This is a genomic window from Massilia sp. Root418 (assembly GCF_001425265.1).
Taxonomy (GTDB): Bacteria; Pseudomonadota; Gammaproteobacteria; order Burkholderiales; family Burkholderiaceae_D; genus Rugamonas.
On record NZ_LMEC01000020.1, the window covers coordinates 845,926 to 868,270 of the forward strand.

At 67.7% G+C, this 22,345-nt stretch carries 17 protein-coding genes; 6 read left to right on the top strand and 11 right to left on the bottom strand.

From position 1 onward, the window contains the following. The first annotated feature begins 9 nt into the window (after positions 1-9). From ASC94_RS16015 to ASC94_RS16025, 3 genes are read left to right on the top strand one after another with little or no spacing between them, the layout of a single operon-like run. Positions 10-1,077: a type II CAAX endopeptidase family protein gene (locus ASC94_RS16015; RefSeq protein WP_056396692.1), complete on the top strand. Its 1,068-nt coding sequence runs from the start codon at positions 10-12 to the stop codon at positions 1,075-1,077. After that, on the top strand, positions 1,074-1,568 hold the full coding sequence (locus tag ASC94_RS16020; protein WP_200955718.1) for a GNAT family N-acetyltransferase: 495 nt from the start codon (positions 1,074-1,076) through the stop codon (positions 1,566-1,568). Before ASC94_RS16015 ends, ASC94_RS16020 begins: the two co-directional genes overlap by 4 nt. A 3-nt stretch (positions 1,569-1,571) precedes the next feature. Beyond that, positions 1,572-2,504 (top strand): alpha/beta fold hydrolase, encoded by a 933-nt coding sequence (locus ASC94_RS16025; protein ID WP_056396694.1) that lies wholly within the window; start codon positions 1,572-1,574, stop codon positions 2,502-2,504. Here the strand turns inward: ASC94_RS16025 and ASC94_RS16030 are convergent. From ASC94_RS16030 to ASC94_RS16060, 7 genes are all read right to left on the bottom strand, one after another. Beyond that, a complete protein-coding gene (locus tag ASC94_RS16030; protein WP_082616579.1) occupies positions 2,501-3,382 on the bottom strand; it encodes an ABC transporter substrate-binding protein in 882 nt (293 codons plus the stop codon). The genes ASC94_RS16025 and ASC94_RS16030 overlap by 4 nt on opposite strands. A 15-nt stretch (positions 3,383-3,397) precedes the next feature. After that, positions 3,398-4,678: an EAL and HDOD domain-containing protein gene (locus ASC94_RS16035; protein ID WP_056396699.1), complete on the bottom strand. Its 1,281-nt coding sequence runs from the start codon at positions 4,676-4,678 to the stop codon at positions 3,398-3,400. A 75-nt stretch (positions 4,679-4,753) separates the two neighbouring features. After that, positions 4,754-5,947 carry a 23S rRNA (adenine(2030)-N(6))-methyltransferase RlmJ gene (gene rlmJ, locus ASC94_RS16040; protein WP_056396702.1) on the bottom strand — a complete coding sequence of 398 codons (1,194 nt, stop codon included), beginning with the start codon at positions 5,945-5,947 and terminating at the stop codon, positions 4,754-4,756. Positions 5,948-6,016: 69 nt separating this feature from the next. Further along, positions 6,017-7,288 (bottom strand): isocitrate lyase, encoded by a 1,272-nt coding sequence (aceA, locus tag ASC94_RS16045; protein WP_056396705.1) that lies wholly within the window; start codon positions 7,286-7,288, stop codon positions 6,017-6,019. A 487-nt stretch (positions 7,289-7,775) separates the two neighbouring features. Beyond that, positions 7,776-8,771 carry an Rpn family recombination-promoting nuclease/putative transposase gene (locus ASC94_RS16050; protein ID WP_056396708.1) on the bottom strand — a complete coding sequence of 332 codons (996 nt, stop codon included), beginning with the start codon at positions 8,769-8,771 and terminating at the stop codon, positions 7,776-7,778. 89 nt (positions 8,772-8,860) lie between these two features. Next, complete coding sequence (gene rraA, locus ASC94_RS16055; protein WP_056396710.1) at positions 8,861-9,355, bottom strand: ribonuclease E activity regulator RraA; 495 nt, start codon at positions 9,353-9,355, stop codon at positions 8,861-8,863. Between the two features lie 34 nt (positions 9,356-9,389). Then, the gene (locus ASC94_RS16060) at positions 9,390-10,598 is read right to left on the bottom strand and encodes an MFS transporter (protein ID WP_056396713.1); all 1,209 of its coding nucleotides are present in this window, start codon (positions 10,596-10,598) and stop codon (positions 9,390-9,392) included. 102 nt (positions 10,599-10,700) lie between these two features. Here ASC94_RS16060 and ASC94_RS16065 point away from each other — a divergent pair, with 102 nt between their 5' ends. Continuing rightward, positions 10,701-11,486: a helix-turn-helix transcriptional regulator gene (locus tag ASC94_RS16065; RefSeq protein WP_056396716.1), complete on the top strand. Its 786-nt coding sequence runs from the start codon at positions 10,701-10,703 to the stop codon at positions 11,484-11,486. Between the two features lie 12 nt (positions 11,487-11,498). Here the strand turns inward: ASC94_RS16065 and ASC94_RS16070 are convergent, their stop codons facing one another. Further along, a complete protein-coding gene (locus tag ASC94_RS16070; RefSeq protein ID WP_056396719.1) occupies positions 11,499-14,396 on the bottom strand; it encodes a winged helix-turn-helix domain-containing protein in 2,898 nt (965 codons plus the stop codon). Positions 14,397-14,525: 129 nt separating this feature from the next. On the opposite strand from ASC94_RS16070, the gene ASC94_RS16075 reads away from it, so the two are divergent. Continuing rightward, a complete protein-coding gene (locus tag ASC94_RS16075; RefSeq protein WP_056396722.1) occupies positions 14,526-15,959 on the top strand; it encodes an aldehyde dehydrogenase family protein in 1,434 nt (477 codons plus the stop codon). Positions 15,960-15,976: 17 nt separating this feature from the next. Further along, on the top strand, positions 15,977-16,345 hold the full coding sequence (locus ASC94_RS16080) for a hypothetical protein (RefSeq protein ID WP_056396726.1): 369 nt from the start codon (positions 15,977-15,979) through the stop codon (positions 16,343-16,345). Positions 16,346-16,420: 75 nt separating this feature from the next. Here ASC94_RS16080 and clpB read toward each other — a convergent pair whose 3' ends face one another. The 3 genes from clpB to ASC94_RS16095 form a co-directional block, all read right to left on the bottom strand. Continuing rightward, entirely contained in the window at positions 16,421-19,033 is a 2,613-nt protein-coding gene (gene clpB / locus ASC94_RS16085) for an ATP-dependent chaperone ClpB (protein ID WP_056396729.1), read from the bottom strand. Between the two features lie 78 nt (positions 19,034-19,111). Then, complete coding sequence (gene moaE / locus ASC94_RS16090; protein WP_056396731.1) at positions 19,112-19,582, bottom strand: molybdopterin synthase catalytic subunit MoaE; 471 nt, start codon at positions 19,580-19,582, stop codon at positions 19,112-19,114. Next, positions 19,579-22,314: a DUF349 domain-containing protein gene (locus ASC94_RS16095; protein ID WP_056396733.1), complete on the bottom strand. Its 2,736-nt coding sequence runs from the start codon at positions 22,312-22,314 to the stop codon at positions 19,579-19,581. Before ASC94_RS16095 ends, moaE begins: the two co-directional genes overlap by 4 nt. Between the last annotated feature and the right edge of the window lie 31 nt (positions 22,315-22,345).

Here is a 22,345-nt window from a genome sequence, read left to right on the forward strand (position 1 = left end):
AGGACCCAGATGGAGCGCAGCCATTCAAAACGCCAGAGTTTCCTGCCCGGCCTGCTGGCCGGCGCCGCCCTCCTGCTGGCCACGGACGTCGCGCATATGGAACTCATCCGCTACGAAGTGCCGCGCCCCGTCTATTTCGCCGACAGCAGCTACTGGCTGCTGCTGCAGATGTTCGACATCGCGGGCGCGGTAGCGGCGGGCATCGCGGCGGCGCGCCAGCCGCCGGCCAAGCGCTGGAACACCGCCGTCGCGCTGCTGATACTGGCCATGCTCGTCAAGTTTTTCGCTGACCTGCCCATGACGCGGGCCCCCTGGCGCACTTTACTCTGGCACTGCACGCCGCTAGGCCTCCTGTGCGGCGCAGCCTGGCAGCACCGCTACGGCCCCACAGCGCTGCCGGCGGCACGCCGGGGCAGTAGCCTGGCCACCGCACCCCACACATCGATTCCGCTCGCGCTGGGTGTGACGGCAATCTGCTTCGGCTGGTCAGTAGCCATATCGCTGGCCGCTGCCTTCGGCGGCGAGACAACCGGGGCATTCAACGACAACAACTTCCTGGCGCTGGTGCTCACGGAAGCCGTGCTGGCGAGCGTCGCCCTGACGGTGCTGCGTGCGCGCAACTACCCGCTGGGCACGCTGCGTCCCCGCTTTTCCCTTGCGGATGCGGGCGCGGGGATAGGGCTATGGCTGGCCACCCTCGGGGCATGCGCCATCGCGCTGGTTATCGCCGGCAGCGGCCAGCCATCACAGCCTGTGGAACAATTGCTTGCCGAAGCGCAGGTATCGGCGCCGGTGACCGTTCTGCTGTCGCTGGTCAACGGGGCTTATGAAGAAGTGTTCCTGCTCGGCTTCCTGGCAAGCGGCCTGCGCCGTTTCGGCGCTTCCAACGCCATCGCGATTACGCTGCTGGTGCGGCTGCTCACGCACGCTTACCAGGGGCCGCTCGGCGCCCTGAGTGTTATGGTGTTCGGGGCGGTGCTGGGCCTCTACTTCTTCCGCAGCGGCCGCCTGTTTCCCGTGGTCGCGGCGCACATCCTTGCAGACGCGACTGCGTTATTGAATACTGGAGCACCATGATCATACGACCAACAACCGAAGCGGACTGGGAAGTCCTGAAAGCCATCCGCATTGCCGCGCTGCTCGACGCGCCGACCGCGTTCGGCGTAACCCACGCCAGCGCCGCCGCGTACACGGACGCGCAATGGCAGGAACGCGCCTCGGCGCGCAACGGCACCGAATTCCTGCTCGCCTTTGACGGCGCGCAGGCCACCGGCATGGCGGCCCGCGCCGTCAGCGACAAGCAGGAATGCAATCTGATCGGCATGTGGGTCAAGCCCGAATACCGGGGCACGCCCGTAGCCGCAGCGCTGGTGCAGACCTTGCTGGCCCGCGCCGTGGCGCAAGGCCACCGCCGCGTGGTGCTGGACGTATCGCCCGTGAACGCGCGCGCGGCCGCCTTTTACCGCAAGCTGGGCTTTTCCTTCCTGCCCGAATGGGAGCCGCTGGCCAGCTATCCCGACATCCAGGTGCAGAAGATGGAATGGCTGTCCTCCGGCAGGGAGAACTGACCCATGGCCCGAGCCATCCTCTGCGCCCTGCTGGCCGCTGCAGCGCTGGCTGCGCCTGCCCGCGCCGAACGCCTGCTGGAGGAAGCCAGCATCCAGATCAAGGGCGAACCGCGCCGTTACTACCGCTTGCACGATACCGAAGCGCCGGCTTCGGGGACCGTCATCGTGTTGATCAGCGGTTCAGGCTGCAACGATTTCGGCGCGCGTTTCGCCAAGTATTTCGAAGCCTGCCCCAAGTCGCTGGACCTGTATTTCCTTGAAAAGCCGCATATCGGCAAAGGCGACAGCGGCGAACCCGGCACCTGCTCCGAAGCCTACAATCGTGCCGACACGCTGGGCCGGCGCGTGGCCGACACGCTGGAATTCATCGGCACCGAAGCGCGCCTGAAAGACCGTCCGCCACGCTCGCTGGCCCTGCTCGGTTTCTCGGAAGGCGGCCAGGTCGCCCCCATTGTCGCCTCGCGCAGCAGCAAAGTGGGCTGGCTTGCGGTGGCGGGCGCCGGCGGCATGAAGCAGGGCGAGGGCTTTCTGGTGTTTGCGGACCGGGGGGTTTATCCCTACGCCGACTTCACCAGGCCGCGCCTGGAAGCGGAGTTCGCGGCCATCGCCAGGGAACCGCATGCACTGGACAAGGAATTCTTCGGCCACCCGTACACCTACTGGAGCTCGCACCTGTTCCACGACCCGCTACCCGTCTACGCGCAGCTCGACATCCCCATCGTGGTGGCCATGGGGGAGAAGGATGACAGTGAGCCCATCGAGGCGGGCCGCCTGCTGAAGGCTTACTTTGCGCAGCGTCCCGACAAGCGGTTCCAGTTCATCGAATACAAGAACGCCAACCACGGCCTGCAGGACGGCGGCAAGTCGAACGCAAAAATCTTCGTGGGCGGCCTGGCGCAGTGGTTCAAGGGCGACCCGAAGGCGTTCGCCGACTAGGGCATCACCATGCGGGCCGCGTCCGCCGGCGGCAGGTAGCGCTGCACCATGCGCTGCACGCTGCCGTCCGTTTGCATTTCCTTCATCAGCACGCCCCAGCGCCGGGCGTCGTCGGCACTGAAATGCTTTTTGCTGATCAGCAGATTGGCCGCCTCGCGCGACAGCGCAGGCGCCCAGTCCTCGATCCGCACCTGGTCTTCGCGCAGGTACTGGGAGTACACCAGCTGGGTGCCCAGCACCGCCTGGAAGCGCCCCGCCTTGAACATGGCGTACAGCTGCTCGGTGCTGTCGATTTCGTCGATCCGGGCGATGTTGCGCAGCTGCGCCACGAACGCGTCGAACGGCCGGCCGGGGAAGTGGCCGCGCGCCAGGCCCAGGCGCAAGTTGGGGCTGGCGATGAAGTCCGCCGGCGAGTGGATGTTGGGACCGACGTCCTTGCCCAGGATGATCATGTTCTTCATCCACAGGTAGGGAATCGCGTGCGCGAACACCTTGCGCTCGGCAGTGGCAATGGCGGACAAGGTCATGTCCACGCGGCCGGCCTGCATCTCTTGCCAGATGCGGCCGCGCATCATCACCTTGTATTCGAAGCGGCATCCGCTGCGCGCCGCCAGCAACTCGGCCACGTCCTTGTCCAGCCCGGTGCCGGCGCGGTAGAAGCCGCCGAACTCGTACAGGCCGAACACGATGGGACGGGATGGGCAGGCCGGGCCGGCCTTGGCCTGGGATTGAGGTTGCGGCTGCGGCTGCGGCTGCGGTTGCGGCGAAGCTGCGGTGTTGGCGCAGACCGGCAGGCTGGAGCATAGGCCGGCACCAGCTAGCAAGACGCTAGCGGCCAGGCGGTGCGCAGCGGGGCGGCGGTGGCGGGGGGCAAACATGGCTTCGCCGCAGCGTCAGTGCACGCCGCTGGTGTAATCGTTCACCCAGTCGAAGGCGGCCACCTGGATGGCGTACAGCTCGGCCGGCGAGAGTTTCATGTCCTGCAGCATACGGCCCAGCAAGGCCGGCTCGCCATCTTCTTCCAGCCGCTCAATGTGCTCCACCAGTTTCAGCATGCGGCCGTAGTCGCCATGCCGCGCCAGCAAGGCGCCGCGCACTTCATCCAGCACGTTGACGCTGTCGAGGATCTCGTCCATCTTCACCGAGAACAAGGTGTCCATCAGCGACATCACGCCCACCGTGAAGCCGATGTCGGCGCTGGTGCGCTGGCCGGGACGCAGGCGCTCCACCATCAGTTCCAGCGTCTTGCCGCGCGTGGTGGCCATCTGCAGCAGGGGCGAGTCGAATTCGGGTTTCTGGCCGGTGCGCACGTACAGCAGGATCTGCAGCCAGCGCTGCAGCTGGCGCCGGCCCAGCACGATGAGTGCGTGGCCCACGGAATTGATGCGGAAGCGCGCGCCCACCGCCGGCGTGTTCACCAGCCGCAGCAGGTTGAGCGTGATCAGCGGATCGTGCTTCACGCTGCGCTCGATTTCGTGCTGCTCGGCGTCCGAACCGAGCAGGTTGAGCAGATGCAGGATGGACATCTGCGAAGGCGTGATCTTCTTGCCGCTCAGGATCACGGGGCGCGCGAAATAATAGCCCTGGAAGTATTCGAAGCCGAGGTCCATGCATTGCTGGAATTCCTCCACCGTCTCAACCTTCTCGGCCAGCAGCTTCTGCCCGGACTTGCGCATGGAACCGGCCAGGGCGGTCAGCCGTTCGGGCTGCATCTGGTGGATGTCCACCTTGATCACGTCCATCATCGGCTGCAGCTTGCTCACGTCCTCGGACTTGGCGACCACGTCGTCCAGCGCGAAGCGGAAACCGGCTTGCTTGAGCTCGCGCACGCGCTCGATCACCTCGGGCGTGGCCGGCACGGTTTCCAGGATTTCGAGGATGACTTTGTCGTTCGGCAGGAAACGGATGAAGTCGCTCATCAGGCCGACCTTGTCGACATTGACGAAGGCCATCTGGTCGCCCACCACCTGCCCCATGCCCAGTTCGGAGGCGTGGGCGATGACGGTGGCGGTGGCGGCCGCGTCGTCGGTGACGTCGGCGTGGTCGGTGTCAGCGTTGCGGAACAGCAGTTCGTATGCGACCAGGCGCTGGCTGCGGTTGAGGATGGGCTGGCGCGCCAGGTAGAAATGGTTGGCAAGCGCTGGTGCGATCTGTAGCGGCGATGCAATGGTCATGGGCTACCCCAATCTGCTTCGGTACTGTAAGACTATACCTATCGATACAGTCCTGCCAACATTTATTGTCGCGAATTACGGGCGGCGCGGCTTGGTGTTGCGTGGCGTGCTCGTGCGCGGTCCGTCCGTGCCCAGCTTGGCTGCGGGTTTAGCGCCCGCAGGACGGCTGTAGCTGGCGCCGGGCGAGCCGGGGCGGCCCGTTGCAGCGCCGGGCGAACCGGGGCGCGACGAGGTGCGCAGGCTGCCGCGCGGGGCGGTCGGCGCGTTGTTGCCGCGCAGGCTGCCGCCGGGGCCGATGGCGCGCGGCGAGATCGGCGCGCGCAGGCCGCCGCGTGGATTGTTTTCCGCCTGCTGCAGCGACGCGGCGCGCGGCGCCGTGGCCGCGTTGCCGGACTCCAGCACGAAGCCGGCGCCCGCATCCTCGCCCAGCACTTCGACCAGGTAGGGCATCACTTCCTTCAGCGTGGCTTCCAAAGTGAAAGGCGGATTGACGATGAACATGCCGCTGCTGTGCAGGCCGCCGAAGCCGTCCGGCCCAGGGGTGCGGATGGTCAGCGTGACGTTCAGCCACTCGGTGCCCTTGATGTGCTTCATGCGCTCGGCGAAGTTGCGTGCCTCGATGCGCTGCAGGATGGGATACCAGACCGCATAGGTGCCGGCCGGGAAGCGCTTGGTGGCGTCGTTCAGCATCTCCACCACCTTGCGGTAGTCCTGCTTGTCCTCGTACGGCGGGTCGCACAGCACCACGGCGCGGCGCGACGGCGGCGGCAGCAGGCCTTTCAGTTCCTGGAAGCCGTCGCCGCGCGTCACCAGCACGCGCTTGCCGCGCACAGCGGAGCGGATGCCCTGCGCGGCCTTGTGCTCGTCGAGCTTGCGGAAATTGTCGGTCAGGATCTTCGAGTCAGCCGGGTGCAGCTCGTACAGGCGCAAACGGTCCTGCTCGCGCGCCACCTGCTCGGCGCAGTAAGGCGAGCCGGGGTAGTAGCGCATCTTGCCGCTGGGGTTCATGGACTTGATCAGCTCCACGTATTCGGCCAGCGCCGCCGGCATGTCCGTGCGCTCCCACAGCGGGCCGATACCGGTTTCGTACTCGGCATTCTTGGACGCGAAATTGCCGTCCAGCGCATACACGCCCGCGCCGGCATGGGTGTCGATGTAGCTGTAGGCGGTGTCCTTCTGGTTCATATACTGAAGCAGCTGGACCAGCACGAAATGCTTGAGCACATCGGCGTGGTTGCCGGCGTGGAAGGCGTGGCGGTAACTGAACATGGTGTGGGAATTTCCTTAAAGATGATGCTGCAAGGGTGCATTATACCTAAGGAGTCCCCGCTTCCCCTGCTACGCCACCTCCGGGGCCGGTTCGACGAACGGCACGCGCCCGGCGGCGCCGTGCGGCGCGGCGGTGGAACCTTGGGCCGGCAGGCCAGTCTGCGGGCTAAGCTGCGTGATGGCCTGCCTGACCGCGTCGACGTAGCGGGCGCCCAGCTCGCGCTGGTGCTTGGCGGCCGTGAAACCCCTGGCGGCTGCAGCGAATTCGGCCTCTTGCAGCTCGACAAAGGCCGGCATCTGGCGCCGGGCGTAGCCGTGGGACAGCTGGAACATGCCGTGGTTCAGTGCGTGGATGCCGGCCAGGGTGATGAACTGGAACTTGTAGCCCATGGCGCCCAACTCTTTCTGGAACTTGGCGATGGTGGCGTCGTCCAGGTTCTTCTTCCAGTTGAACGATGGCGAGCAGTTGTAGGCCAGCATCTTGCCGGGAAATTGCTCGTGCACGGCGTCGGCGAATTTCTTGGCGAAGACCAGGTCCGGCCTGCCCGTTTCGCACCAGACCAGGTCGGCGTACGGCGCGTAAGCAAGCGCGCGCGCGACGGCCTGTGCCAGGCCAGGCCGGACCATATGAAAGCCTTGTGCGGTGCGCTCGCCGGTGCAGAACGGCTGGTCCCTGCTGTCCACGTCGGAAGCCAGCAGGCTGGCCGATTCGGCGTCCGTGCGGGCGATCACCAGGGTGGGCGTGCCCATCACGTCGGCGGCCAGGCGGGCTGCGGCCAGCTTCTCCACCGCTTCGCGGGTCGGCACCAGCACCTTGCTGCCCGCCGAAGCCAGCTGGTCATCGAAATGTACGCCGGCCGCGCCTGCTTCTATCATGGACTTCATCAGTTCAAAGGCGTGCGCGCCGCCGAAACCGGCTTCGGCGGCGGCCACGATGGGTGCAAAGCAGTCGATATCGTCCCTGCCTTCGGCCCACTGGATCCGGTCTGCGCGCTGGAAGGCGCTGTTAATGCGGCGCACCGTCATCGGCACCTGGCTCGCCGGGTGCAGCGGCTGGTCCGGGCATATTTCGCCGGCAACGTAGACCGCTTTCAGGCCGGCACACACCTGCTGCATGGCCTGGTCGCCGCCTAGCGCGCCGAGGGCGTTGACGAAAGGCTCGTTGTTGAGCAGATCCCACAGTTTGACGGCGCCGCGCTGGGCCAGGGTGTGGACGATTTGCAGCGAGCCACGCAGGCGGACCACGTCGTCCGCCATGTAGCTGCGGGTGACGCCCTTCCAGCGCGGATTGCTGTCCCAGTCATTTTGCAGTGTTGCCGCCTGCTGCGCGCGCGTTGCCATGATGCTCTCCTATCGTGTCGTCCTTAGACACATGATAGGGCGAATTGTTCAGTGCAGCACAGGTCTTCTATAAGATAGATGATACGGAATTTATGCTTGTATATCAATGCGTTGCGACTCGTTTCTCATGATGCGGAAAGATATTCCTTCCCATGAAAGGCGAGAAATGACGCACAGCCGCATCACATCCCACATGGTGAAAATCTTTTCCCGCAGAGTGAAATAGTGTCGAAAAGGCAGTCGACTTTCCAAATTGAAAGGTTAGTTATCGTCTGAAAATACAATGAGACAAAGGGGGAGAGTCTGCTAATCTGAAGGTACTTCAAAAACCACAGCAGCCTGGCGCCGCGTGGCACCGGATGATGTCGACGCTGAGAGCGGTATCCGGTTGGCAAGGCGCGGGGCTAGGCCCGTTGCGCCGCTTGTCCGGAGAAGCGGCGAGGACGAATCGGCCGCACCGTTGCCTCGACGCGTGCGGCCTTTTTCTTTACGGCTGGCCGAACAGCGCCTCCGGCGCGGCGCCGTCGAACAAGTCTTCCAGCCAGCGCTCCATGTCCCGCAGGCTGGAGGCTGCAATGCGCTGCTCCCAGTCCGGGGGGACGCCGCCAGTCCGCCTGGCAACCAGCCTCAGCAAGAGCGCGCGCACCGCCTGCGCCCGGCCTTCCTCCCGCCCCGCTTCCCTGCCTTCTGCCCTGCCCTCTTCCTTGCCTTCCTCGCGGCCATGCATCGCTTCATCGAGAATGCACTCTTCCCAGGAGCCGAACTGCTTGTCCTTCATGATGACTACCTCCGTTTCCGCCGACTTGATTGGTTCCAGCTTATGCCGCAAACAGCGCACAATCCAGCTCGACAGGCTGTCGCGCAACGGCTGGTTCGGCTCCGTACTTAACCAGGCGCCCAAAGCCCTGAGCAACTCCAGCGCGGCTTGCTTCGAACGGCAACGCCGCAGCCCGAACAATGCGGCAACCAGGTTACGCGCCGCGAGCGGACGCGAGGGCATGCGATGATGATCGATCAGCAGATACTGCTGCTCCGGCTGCAGCCAACCCAAGCCTTCGGGTGCAGGCAGCACCAGGCTGGAGAGTGAGTGACTTGCCGTCCAGGCGCGCCGCCCGCCGTACAGCACGATAGGCAACACGGGCGGCAGCCTGCCGCTGCGGCCGAGCTTGTGCCGCTTGACCAGATCCTGATAGAGCAGCCCGACGTAAACCTGCATCCGCAGCGCCATCCAGCGATCGCTGGCGGACTGGAACTCAAGCAGGAGATAGACGTAGATGCACTCGCCGCCGATGCGCAGCCGCCAGACCATGTCGTCATGGCGCTGGGCACCTGCACCGCCTACGTAGCTGGCATTGATGCGTTCGAAAGCGGAAACGTCCAGCTTTTCGGCCCAGGGATAAGGCAAGAAGGCGCACAACAGGTCGCGCATCATCTCGGGATGGGCGAACAGCTGTTTGTATCCGGAATCGAAGTCAGCGCGCATGCGCAGAGTCTACGGCTGCCGCCCCTGCCGCAGGGGGGCGCCGTGGAGGGAGTTTGGGCGCGATCAAACGCGCCCGGGCGGCGACAGCGTCAGGCGAGCTGTTTTTTGGATACGAGGATGCCGTCGGCGTCGGCGTAGATCCAGTCGCCGGGGCTGACCGCCACGCCACTGATGTGGATGCGTTCGTCGCGCGTGCCGGCGCCCAGGCGCGCACTCCTTTGCGGATGCGCGCCCAGCGCGCGCACGCCGACGGCGCAGGCGTTGATTTCGTCCACGTCACGGATGCAGCCGTGCACCACGATACCAGCCCAGCCGTTGTTCTGCGCCAGCACGCCAAGCTGGCCGCCCACCAGCGCACGGCGCAGGCTGCCGCCGCCGTCGACCACCAGCACATTGCCGTTGCCCTGCGTTTCCAGCGTGCTGCGCACCAGTGCATTGTCTTCGAAGACTTTGAGCGTGGTGGCGCGGCCGCTGAATTTCTTGTGCTGGCCGTAGTGCTGGTACACCGGCGGCAGCACCGCCAGTGTGCCGTCGTCCAGCAGTTCGGCGTTATCGTCGCACAGATCGGTGGTGGCAAAGTTCATATAGGCTCCGGCTTGGTTGTCAATGCTGACGATTCTAAGCGTTTTGCAGCCGCACCGCGCGGGTGTTGCTGCCCACGCCCACCGCCGTGGCGATGGCCAGCGCCTGGAACGCGCCGATGAACACGAACACCCAGGACGGATGGTGCGCGTCCATCAGCGCGCCGAACACCAGCGGGCCGACCGACAGGCCGCTGTCCAATCCCGAATACACCACGCCGAACACGCGGCCGGTGGCGTTGGGCGGCGCGGCGGCGCGGATCAGCAGGTCGCGCGAGGGGCCTGCGATGCCGGAAGCGAAGCCGATGGCCCCCATCAGCACCACCGCCATCCACGCCGGCACCAGCGCCAGCGCCAGCAGGATCGCCAGCCCGGCGGCGCTGCCGAAGGCGATCGAGATGGTGCGGTCATGGCTGGTGCTGCGTGCGCCGAGAGAGCCGCCCAGCGCCATGCCGGCCGCCGATGCCGCCATGTAGGCGGTGTAGGCCGAGGTGGCCCAGCCCAGCGACATGCCGTACAGGTCCACCAGCGCCGTGGAGGCGAAGCTCTGGATGCCGGCCAGCGCCAGCGCGGTGATGAAGAAGAAAGCGAAGCACATCCACACCGACTTCAGGCCGAGGAAGGCCAGCGAGCCGCCCGCCGGCTGTCCGGGCCCGGCCTTGGCGATCGGGTCCGGCCGCAGCGCGTGGCGGTTCAGGAACAGGATCAGCAGCACGATGAAGGGCAAGGCGGCGGCGCACAGCAGCGCGGTGCGCCAGCTCGACATGGCGGTGACGAAGGTCATGAAGATCGGCGACAGCGCCCAGCCGATATTGCCGCTGATGCCGTGCACCGAGAAGCCGTGCGCCAGGCGCGCCTTCGACACCCGCTGGTTCAGCAGGGTGTAGTCGGCCGGGTGGAACACGCTGTTGCCGACGCCGGCCAGCATGGCGCCGGCCAGCAGCATGGGGTAACTGGGCGCTGCGGCCAGCGCCAGTGCGGACACGCCCAGCAGCGCAATCCCGGCGCACAGCACCGCGCGCGCGCCGAAGCGGTCCACCACAAAGCCGGCCAGCGCCTGGCCGATGCCGGAGACCACGAAGAACACCGTCATGAGCAGTCCGAGCTCCGCGTAGGACAGGTTGAATTCCGGTTTAAGCCAGGGGAACAGCGCGGCCAAAATCAGATGGTAAAAATGGGAGGTGCCGTGCGCGAAGCCGACCAGGCCGATCACGCGCGCGTCCTGCCGCAAGGTTGCGGTGCTCATGGGAACTCCAGGGTTGTCTGTGCGAAGTCCAGTGTAGCAATCCGGCGGCGGCTGGCTTAAGATAGGCGGACATCTTTTGTCGAGATTCTGCCAAGGCATGCCATGCACATCCCGGTCGTCACCCACACCAACCATTACCATCCCCGCAACGAGCCAAGCGCCGCGCGCCCGGTGACGCTGCGGGCGCGCGACCTGGAGGCGGCCGAGTTCATGGCGCCGCACAGCCATCCCTGGGGCCAGGTGACGTACGCGCTGGAAGGCGTGGTGCGCGTGACGGCCAACAACAGCACCTGGATCGTGCCGCCGCTGCGGGCAATCTGGATCGCGCCGCACGTGGAGCACGCGGTGACGGTGCTGGAGAAGGCGCGCCTGCGCCCGCTGTGCGTGCTGGCCGGACGCGCGCCGTTCCCGGGCACGGAGTGCAAGGTGCTGGAGGTATCGAGCCTGCTGCGCGAGCTGATTGTGGCGCTGGAGCAGCTGCAACTGGGCGCGGAGACAGCGCGCGAGCAGTTGCTGGCGGAGCTGGTCCTGGATGAACTGGCGCGTTCGGCCACGCGCCCGATCCGCGTGCCGCTGCCCGAAGACAAGCGGCTGAAAATGCTGTGCGCCGGGCTGATGAACGACCCGGCATCGCCGCAGACGCTGGCGCACTGGGCGCAGCAGGTGGGCGCGTCCGAGCGCACCCTGGCGCGCTTGTTCGAGCGCGAACTGGGGCTCACCTTCGGGCAGTGGCGCCAGCAGGTCCGGCTGGCCCATGCGGCGCCGCTGATTGCGCGCGGCCTGCCGCTGGCGCAGGTGGCCGAGCAGCTGGGCTATGCCAGCCAGTCCGCGTTTTCAGCCATGTTCAAGAAGACCTTCGGCACCACGCCGTCCGCGTTCTTTACCTAGGCGGCCGCCTGGCTAGGCAAGCTCGTCGAGCAGGCTGCGGGCCAGGCGCAGGTCGCGCGTGGCATGGCCCTCGGTGTAGCGGCCGTAGATCGCCTCCAGCGGCGCGCGCGCTTCCACGCGGCGCCCGTGCGACCAGCGCAGCCGCGCCAGGCTGGTGGCCGCGCGCAGCTGCCAGGCAAGGGCCCCCTGCTCCAGCGCGATGGCCAGGGCGCGCTCGAACAGCTGCTCGGCATGCGCGTCCGAGCCGGCCAGGCGCAGCGCCTCGCCCCGGCTGCGCATCACTTCGGCGCGGCACCAGCCGGCGTTGCCGCCCTCGGCGCGCGCGACCGCCCGCGCCGACAGCAGGCGCGGATGCAGCGTGGCCAGCACGTCCACTTGCAGGTCGCCGCAGTAGGCATCCCGCTGCAGGGCGGACAGTTCTTCCTCCTGCGGCGGGTGCTGGCCGTGCAGCAGGCGCTGCGCGAGCGCGTGGCCGCGGCCCCAGAAATGCCATTGCGGCAGCGCGCAGCGGTGCGCATGGTCCAGCATCAGGGCAGCGTAGCGCTGGCCTTCGCCCGCATCGCCGCACCAGGTGGACACGGTGCACGCCACCAGCACCGCGAAGCACAGCGAAATGCCGTGGCCTGCCCGCTGTCCCTCTTCCACGCAGGCGCGCGCCACGTCCATGGCCTGCTCCGGATAGCCCTGCAGCCACAGCACGCGGGCGTGGACCGCCATGCTGGAGATATGCTGGTCGAACTGGACGCCGCGCCCATGCGGCTGGCGCACGCTGTCCAGCGGATGGCGCACCACGAATTCGATGTGGGTGCGCGCGCGGTCCTGGTGGCCGAGGTAGTGCATGGCGCGGGCCAGCATGCGCGCGTGCACCAGCTGGTGGATCTCGCCGCCGGCGCCGGCGGCCGCCACGCCGAACCGCTCCGCATAGCCCAGCGCGAGCTGGTAGTCGCCATTGAAGATGGCGTCGATAAAGCAGCCGCACAGCGCCCCCATGCAACTGGCGTTGTCGCCGGCCTGTTGCGCCAGGTCGAGCGCACGCGCAAACGCGTGGGAACGCTCGGCATCGCCGGCCTGGCCGCCCGCGTGCAGCAGGGCGTGGCCAAGCGCCAGCGCCAGCGGCATTTCCAGATGCGGCGCCAGCGCGCCCTCGCCGGCCTCGCGCGCCAGCCGCAGCGCCTGCTGCAGCCGGCCGCGATATTCGTCCATCAGCGACAGCTGATACCACAGCGGGGCGGACACGGCGCACAGTTCCAGGCCCAGCGCCAGGTCGCCGCTTTCGCCGCTTTCGCCACGCTCCCCGGCCGCGCCGGCCGCGCCAAAAGTCCAGTCGAGCGCGGCGCGCACATGGTCGATGCCGCGCCCATAGGTGGCCAGCCATCGCGGCAGCGGCTGGCCCTCAAGCCCGCCCTGGGCGGCACGCAGGAACTCGCAACAGGTCCGCGCCTGCCGCCGCGCGACCCACGCCAGCTCACCGCTGGCGCGCAGCTTGTCCAGCGCGTAGGCGCGGGTGGTGCCGAGCAGGCGGTAGAGCGCCACCTCGCCGCTGGTGTCGGCGCTGAGCAGGGACTTGGCGGCCAGGTTGGCGATACAGTCCAGCACATCGGCGCTGCAGATGTCGGCGCACTGCACCACCTGCGCGGCGCACTCCAGGGTGAAGGGGGCGCGGAAGATGCCGAAGCGGCGCAGCGTGGCCTGCTCCGCAGGACTGAGCATGTCGTAGCTCCAGTCCAGCGTGGCGCGCAGGGTCTGGTGGCGCGGCAAGGCCGTGCGGCGGCCGCGCGTGAGCACGCTGAAGCAATCCTCCAGCCGCCCGGCCAGGCCGTGCACGCCGAAGAACTCGGCCCGCCCCGCCGCCAGCTCGATCGCCAGCGGAATGCCGTCCAGGCGGCGGCAGATGTCGGCCACGGCGGCGGCATTGTCTTCGCCGAGGCGGAAGCTGTCCATGCCCGCCGTGGCGCGCTCCACGAACAGCTGCACCGCAGGCGTGGCCGCCAGTTCGGCCAGCGCGGACGCGCCGATGGGTCCCGGAGGCTGAGGCGGCGGCAGCGCCAGCGGCGGCAGGCGGTGCACCCACTCCGCGTCCGCCCGCAAGGGTTCGCGGCTGGTGGCCAGTATATGCACGCGCGGCGTCTGGCGCAGGAGCCGCTCGGCCAGGGCGGCGACGCTGTCGATCACGTGCTCACAGTTGTCGAACACCAGCAGGGCGTGCATGCCATGCAGATGCGCCGCCAGCGCCGCCGCCGGATCGCTGGACAGCGCGGGCATGCCCAGCGCCAGCGCCAGTGCGCTGCCGACCTGGGCGCCGTCCGCCAGCGGGGCCAGGTCGACCGTGATTAGGCCGTCGGCAAATGCCTGCGCCAGCTGGCTGGCAGCGGCCATCGCCACCGTGGTCTTGCCTATGCCGCCCGGCCCCACCAGCGTGACCAGGCGCCGCTGCGGCACCTGTTCCGCCAGCTGGCGCAAGGTGTCGCCGCGGCCGAAGATGCGGGTGGCGGCGAGCGGCATGGCCCAGGCCGGAGGGGCTGGCACGGCTGGCGTGGCCGGTCTGGCTGGCGTGGCTGGGCCGGCCGGCCAGGCCGGGGCCAGCAGGGTGATGCGCCGCACCGGCGCCACGAAGCTGTAGCCGCGCCCCACCACGTTCTCCACGTACTGGCTGCCGCTGCCGTCCTGCAGCGCCTTGCGCAAGGCGCCGATGTGCACCCGCAGATTGCCTTCCTCGACGCAGGTGCTCGGCCACACGCGGGCGATCAGCTCGTCCTTGCCCAGCACTTCGCCGGGCCGCTCCAGCAGCGCCAGCAGCAGGTCGAAGGCGCGCCCGCTCAGGCGCACGGGCTGCCCGGCGTGGTACAGCGCGCGTTCGGCGGGCACCAGGCGATAGGCGCCGAACAGGATAGCGGTGTCGGAAGAGGTCATTGTGTCGTCGGTATGGCCGGCGTCTATCCCTTAAGGATATTTAACGCCAATTTACAAGAATTTATTAACCGCTGCACGGAATAGTTTTTACAATATTTAAGCGCCACAGACCATCAAAGGCTTGCCCTAGTGAACAACCCGACCAATCGCCCAGCCCCGCCGCCGGACCAGCGCTGGCCCAGCCTGGACCAGGCCGCGCGCCGCGCCGACGGCGCCGCCGCCGCCCTGGGCCGCAGCAGTGTCGCCAGCCGTTGCCGGCTGTTTGAGCTGATCTCCTTCCATCTCCACGCCGTGCGCGAGGCGGTGGCCGCCACCGCCTCGGAAGAACTGGGGGTCAGTCCGGAAATTGTTACGATGGAGCACGATGCAGTGTTGCAACAATTGCGTGCCTTCAGTGCGGTGCTGCGGCGCAGCCACTGGCTGGGGGCCGCCATTGAAACCGCGCCGCCCGACCAGCGCGCGCAAAACATCCCGCTGGGACCGGTTGCCGTGCTTGGCGCCGGGCACGCTTGCCGCGCGCCGGTGTACGCGGCGGCGGCGGCCGACGTGATCGCCGCGCTGGCCGCCGGCTGCCCGGTGGTGGTGCTTGGCAGCGCCAGCCATCCCCGCACCTGCGCGCTGCTGGCCGGCGCCATCGCCGCGGCGGTGCAGGAGGCGGGCCTGCCGGACGGCGCGTACGCCCTGGTGGCGGACTGCCCGGGCGCCGCCGCCGCCCTGGTGGCGCAGCCGGACATCAAGGCTGCCACCTACGCCGGCAGCCGCCACGAAGGCCTGGAGCTGATGCGGCGCAGCCTGGACCGGGCCGAGCCCGTCCCGGTGCTGCTGCAGACCGCCAGCAGCAATCCGGTGTTCATCCTGCCGCACGCGCTCAATGCGCGCGCCGAGCACCTGGGCCAGCAATTGCTCAAGCAGTTCCACCCCGGCACGGCGCACAGCATGTTCAAGCCCGGCATTGTAGTGGCGATAGAGGGCGACGGGTACATAGACTTAAGGGAGACCATCATCGACGGCGTGCTGGCCATGCCGCCGCTGGCTCTGGCCAGCGCCGGCACCGGGGCCCGGCACGGCCACGCCGGCACGGTGCAGCGCCTGCTGCGCGAACGCCGCGTGGATCTGCTGGCCGAAAGCGCGGCGCCGGACGCGGACGCGGCGCGCGCGGTGTTCGTCGAAGCGGAAGCCTCCAGCCTGCTGAGCACGCCGGCCCTGGGCGACGAGCATCCCGGCCCGTCCGCCCTGCTGCTGCGCTGCGCCTGCCCGGAGGAACTGCTGGCGGTGGCCGAGCTGCTGGGCCCGCAGCTGGTGGCGGGCATGCAGATGGCCGACGGCGACACCGCCCTGGCCGCGCGCCTGATGCCGCACCTTGAGCGCATGGCGCGCCACGTGAACGTCAACAGCTTCACCTCCATGCCGATTTATAACGGCGCCACCGCCGCGCAGGCGGTCGCGCGCTTTCTGCGTCCCGTGTTCTACCTCGACGTTCCATCCAGCCTGCTGCCCGCCGCGCTGCAGGACGGCAACCCGCTACAGCTGTGGCGCCAGGTTGACGGCGAAATGCGGCACTGACCTATCGCGAGCATGCCATGCACCATGACGAAAAAGTAGGTGTCGCCAGGATCCGCATCCGCCAGGAGCGCGCCCGCACCATGGCGGTCCTGGGCTCCTTCGTGTCGGCCGACAAGCTGCTGCGCAGCTGGGCCACCGGGCCGCAGGATTACTTCGAGTGCGATTTCGAGATTGAGTATCTGGACGGCTACCGCGTCAGCGGGCGCTATCCGATGTGGCAGAAGTGCACCACGCGCCAGTCGCTGGGCGCCTACGTGCGCCGCACGATAGAACACATGGAAGCGGAGCGGCTGCGCTTTGCCATGGCGGACAGCGGCCTGCCCCGGCGCGAGCCCAGGCTTTTCCTGGACCGCTATGAGGTGGAGGATTTTGGGGAGGCGCGTTAGCACGGCGGGTTACGCGGGGCGTTGCCCCGCTAACCCGCCCTACGGCCACCACGCGGTTTACGCGATTTAAGCGATTTACGCGACGATGGCTTCCTTGCCGTCGGCGCTGAACACCAGCGCGCCGTTGCGTTCGCCGACGTGGATGGTGTCCTTCGGACCGAAGCGGCCCTCCAGTATCAGGCGCGACAGCGGATTTTCGATCTGCTGCTGGATCGCGCGCTTGAGCGGCCGCGCCCCGTACACCGGATCGTAGCCCGCCTCGGCGATCTTCTGCAAGGCGCCGTCGGTCACCTGCAGCGCCATTTCCATGCGCGCCAGGCGCTGCTCCAGGATGTGCAGCTGGATCTTCGCAATGGCGCCGATGTTCTTCTCGTCCAGGCCGTGGAACACCACGATCTCGTCGATGCGGTTGATGAACTCCGGACGGAAGTGCGAACGCACTTCGGCCAGCACCGACAGCTTGACCAGCGCCGGATCGGAATCCTCCATCGACTGGATCTTCTGCGAGCCGAGGTTGGACGTCATGATGATCACGGTGTTCTTGAAGTCCACGGTGCGGCCCTGGCCGTCGGTCATGCGGCCGTCGTCCAGCACCTGCAGCAGCACGTTGAACACGTCCGGGTGCGCCTTTTCGATCTCGTCCAGCAGGATCACGCTGTACGGCTTGCGGCGCACGGCTTCGGTCAGGTAGCCGCCCTCGTCGTAGCCCACGTAGCCCGGGGGCGCGCCGATCAGGCGGGCAACCGAATGCTTCTCCATGAATTCGCTCATGTCCAGGCGGATCAGCGATTCCTCGGTGTCGAACAGGAAGGACGCCAGCGCCTTGGTCAGCTCGGTCTTGCCGACGCCGGTCGGGCCCAGGAACATGAAGGAGCCGTAGGGGCGGTTGGGATCGGCCAGGCCGGCACGCGAACGGCGGATGGCGTCCGCCACGGCGTTGATGGCTTCATCCTGGCCCACCACGCGCTCGTGCAGTTTCTCTTCGATGTGCAGCAGCTTGTCGCGCTCGCCCTGCATCATGCGCGACACGGGAATGCCGGTGGCGCGCGACACCACTTCGGCGATTTCCTCCGCGCCCACCTGGGTGCGCAGCAGCTTGGGCTTGTCCTTGCCATCGGCCGCGCCGGCGCCGGCCGTCTCGGCCTGCTTCAGCTGCGCTTCGAGTTCCGGCAGCTTGCCGTACTGGAGTTCGGACACGCGCTGCCAGTTCGAGGCGCGCGTGGCTTCCTCCATCTGCTGGCGGATGCGCTCGATCTCTTCCTTGATGTGCGTGGTGCCCTGCACATTGGCCTTCTCGGCCTTCAGGATTTCCTCGAAGTCGTTGTACTCGCGCTGCAGCTTGGCAATTTCCTCGTCGATCAGGTCCAGGCGGCGGCGCGATGCCTCGTCCTTTTCCTTCTTGACCGCTTCCTTCTCGATCTTCAGCTGGATCAGGCGGCGTTCCAGCTTGTCCATCACCTCCGGCTTGGAGTCGATCTCGATCTTGATCTTGGACGCCGCTTCGTCGATCAGGTCGATCGCCTTGTCGGGCAGGAAGCGGTCCGTAATGTAGCGGTGCGACAGCTCGGCCGCCGCGATAATGGCCGCGTCGGTGATGTCCACCTTGTGGTGCAGTTCGTATTTGTCCTGCAGGCCGCGCAGGATGGCGATGGTGGCTTCCACGCTGGGCTCGTCGACCAGGATCTTCTGGAAGCGGCGCTCCAGCGCGGCGTCCTTCTCGATGTACTTGCGGTACTCGTCCAGGGTGGTCGCGCCCAGGCAGTGCAGCTCGCCGCGCGCCAGCGCAGGCTTGAGCATATTGCCGGCGTCCATCGCGCCTTCGGCCTTGCCGGCACCCACCATGGTGTGCAGCTCGTCAATGAAGACGATGGTCTGGCCCTCGTCCATGGCCAGTTCCTTCAGCACGGACTTCAGGCGTTCCTCGAATTCGCCGCGGTACTTGGCGCCCGCCAGCAGCGCGGCCATGTCCAGCGACAGCACGCGCTTGCCGCGCAGCGAGTCCGGCACCTCATTGTTGACGATACGCTGCGCCAGGCCTTCCACGATGGCGGTCTTGCCCACGCCCGGTTCGCCGATCAGCACCGGATTGTTCTTGGTGCGGCGCTGCAGCACCTGGATCGCGCGGCGGATCTCGTCGTCGCGGCCGATCACCGGATCGAGCTTGCCGGCGCGGGCGCGCTCGGTCAGGTCCAGCGTGTATTTTTTCAGCGCCTCGCGCTGGCCTTCGGCTTCGGCCGAATCCACCTTGCCGCCGCCGCGCACCGTGTCGATGGCCGCTTCCAGCGCCTTGCGGGTCAGGCCGTTTTCACGCGCCAGCTTACCGGCGTCGGACTTGTCGTCCGCCAGCGCCAGCAAAATCATCTCGCTGGACACGAACTGGTCGCCGCGCTTCTGGGCTTCCTTGTCGGACAGGTTCAGCACGCCGATCAGTTCGCGGCTGACCTGCACGTCGCCGCTGGTGCCGGACACCTTGGGCAGGCGCTCCAGCGAGGCCTTGAGCGCGTTGGTCAGCGCGTTGACGTTGACGCCGGCGCGCTGCAGCAGCGAGCGCGCGCTGCCGTCGTCCTGGTTGATCAGGGCGACCAGCAGGTGCACCGGTTCGATGTAGGGATTGTCGTTGCCGACGGCCAGGCTTTGCGCGTCGGCCAGGGCTTCCTGCAGTTTGGTAGTGAGTTTGTCTTGCCGCATTTGAAATGCTCCTGAATTGGTCTACCTCGCACATAAGGGTTGCGCAACCGGTTTTCAAGAAGCCTTACTTGATTAGAATCAAGAAAGTGTCCATTTCTTTAATGCGGCGTCGTCGCTGACGCGGGCATCCACCCAGCGCGCGCCGTCCGGGGTTTGTTCCTTCTTCCAGAACGGCGCCTCGGTCTTCAGGTAGTCGATGATGAACTCGCAGGCGGCAAACGCTTCGCCGCGATGGGCCGACGTCACCGCCACCAGCACGATCTGCTCGGTGGGCTTGAGGGGGCCGATGCGATGGATCACCAGCGCGCCGTAAATCGGCCAGCGCGCCTTCGCCTGTTCAATAATGGTCTCGATCGACTGTTCCGTCATGCCCGGATAGTGTTCGAGTTCCATTTCCGCCACGTCGGCGCCCTCGTTCAGGTCGCGCACGGTGCCGACAAAGGTCACTATACCGCCGACGCGGGCGTTGCCAGCGCGCAGTTGCGCCACTTCGGCGGCGACATCGAAGTCCTCCGCCTGCACGCGGACCTGCCCCCTGGCCTGACTCATTTGGCCTCCGCGCCGATACGTCGGAACAGCTGTTCGATGCGGGTGGCCGTGCGCGGGTCCGCCATGGCGGGCATGGCGCACAGCTGCAGGAACTGGGCCGCCTGCGTCATCGGTTTCTGGCCGGACTTGAGGGACGATTGCAGCACCTCGACCTGCATTTTCAGGCGTTCGCGCGCGAACTCGGCGCCGCTGTCCACCCCGGCAACGATTTCCAGGCGCAGCACTTCCTGCAGCAGGCTGGCGCGCGCGGCTTCCAGCCGGGCTGCGTAGGCGCGGCGCTTGTCCGGGTCGGCCGCCGCGGCCAGCGCGGCGGCGAAACGGGTGTGCAGCGTGCGTTCGTATTCGTTGGGCAGCGCAGGCAAGGCTTTCCAGCGCGCATCCCAGTCGGCGGCGTCGATGGCCGCATCCGTGGCCGCATCCGCGGCAGCGTCCGCAGCGGCGCCGGCCAGCGCCGCTTCCAGCGCCTGGGTCAGGCGCAGCTTGTCGCGCAGCGCATTCGCCTGTGCGGCGCCGGCGCGCTTGCGGATCGCGTCGCCCTGCGCCTGCACGGCGGCCACGGCGGCCTTGTAGCGCGCCTCGATCTTCTGCTCGCTGGCGCGCGGCACGGTGCCGGACGCATGCCACGCGGTGGCGGCGTCGCGCAGCGCCTTGGCAATGGCCGCCTGCTGGGCTTTGTCGTCGCCGCTGAAGGTGGCCTGTTCCAATTGCGCGCAAATGGCTTCGCGCGCATGCAGGTGGGCGCGGCGCTCATGGTCCGCAGCGTGGGCCGACTCCTTGCGGGCCGCGAAAATGGCGTCGCAGGCGGCGCGGAAACGCTGCCACAGCGCCTGTTCCTGCTTGCGCTCGAGCGGCAGCGCCTTGGCGTGCTCCTGCCAGCGCTCCTGCAGGATGCGCAGCGTGTCCAGCGTGTGGCGGTCGCTCGGATTGAGCTTGGCGGTTTCCTCGATCAGCTGCTCGCGGCAGGCCACTTCGATGCTGCGCTGGTTTTCCAGCGGCGCCAGCATGGCGTCCATGGCTTTGCCGAAGATGGCGTCCAGCTTCTTCTTTTCCTTGCGGTCGATGGCGCCGAGGCGGCCCCAGGCCTGGCGCAGGCGCTGCGAAGCGGCGGCCAGCGCCTTGTAGTCGGGCGTTTCGGACTCGGCGGCCCTGGCTTTCAAGGCATCGACTTCGGCGATCAGCGCCTGCGCCTTGGCAGCGTTGGTGTGGCGCTCGTCGGCCAGGTGCTTGAAGTGGGCTGCGGCGGGCGCGTAGGCGGCGGTGCAGGCGGCGTCGAAGCGCTCCCACAGGCCTTTGGGCGCGGGGCCGGACACGGTGTCGAGCGCTTTCCAGCGGTCGCGCATGCTGCCCACCTTCTTGGCCAGTTCAGCCATCGCCAGCTGCTGCCCCTGCAGGTCCTCCACCGCCTTCACCAGTTCCTCGCGCGAGACGTTGCCGCCCCAGCGCGCCCAGTCGCCCAGGCGCTTCAGGTCGGCCCGCACATGGGCCAGGCGGTCGGCCTGGGCCGGGGTGAGGCGGCCGGTCTTGATTTCCTTCAGCGCCTTGTCGTGGTCGTTGGCGACGTGCAGCTGGCCTTCGGCCAGCGCCGCTTCCATGGCGTCCAGCGTGGCCATGAAGCGCTTGTTGGCTTCGCGCGCGGCTTCCTGCGCGGCGGGCGACAGGTCGCGCTGCTTGCCTGCGCGCTCGGCGCCGTGTCTGGCCGGCCCGTGCGGCTCGGCGGCTTGCGCACCGCCGGCTTGCGCGTTGCCGGATTGCGCCACGCCTGCCCCGGCGCCGCCAGCAGCAGCGCCCTGCCCTGCGGCGCGAATTGGGTTGCCGGCCGCGTCATGGACGTTGCCATCAGCGGCGTGCGTCACGGCGCCGTTGCCGGCGGCCGCATTCGCCGCGCCCGGGGCGGCAGCAGCGGCAGCAGCATCAGCATCAACATCAGCAGAATTGATATTGGCAGCAGTGGCAGCAGTGGCGGCAGCAGCGGCGTTTGCCTGCGCGCTGTCCTGCGCGGCGCGGCGGGCTTCCTGCGCGGCGAGCCTGCTGCGCGCTTCAGCCATGGCGGTCTCGAAATCGCCCAGCAGGTTGCGCGGCAAGGCGCCCTTCTCGGGCGCGGCCACGTGTTTGGCATGTTCCTCGGCCAGCGCGTCCAGCTGGGCGGCATCGGCCTCGCCCGCGACGCGGCGCAGCGCGGCCAGCGCGTCGAGCGCGGCGCGCTGCAGGTTGACCTGGTCTTCCAGGCGCTGGGCCAGCGCTCTGCGCACGCCGTTGAATTCCTCGGCCAGCTCCGGCGCGGCGGCAATCACCTTCCACAAACGGTCCAGCTCGGCAACCTGGTTCGGGGTCAGCTTCTCGTCGGCCAGCAGCTTGCGCGCGTTGGCGATGGTGGCTTCGGCCTGGCGCCGCTCGGCCTGCTGGTGGCGGATGGCGTCCAGGCGCGACTGCATCAGCTTGGCCACGCGGCGGTCGGTGTTGCGCATCGCCTGCTGCACCTTCTCCAGCGCCGGCTGCGACACCACGTGCGCGGCCGCAGCCAGGCGCACATCGGCAAACTCGCTTTGCAGTATCAGTTCGACAGCGGCGGCCTCGTCCTCGGCCAGCGCCTTGGCCCGCTCCGCCTGCGCGGCGCGGCGGGACGCGGTCTGCTCAGCCTGGGCGGACGCGGCCACGGCGGCAGAAGCCTGTGCAGCATCGGGCTGCTGGCCGTTCGGCGCATCGCCGGGTCGCTTGAAGAGGAATTCGAACATGATGGGCTATCGCTGTATCAAAACCACCATG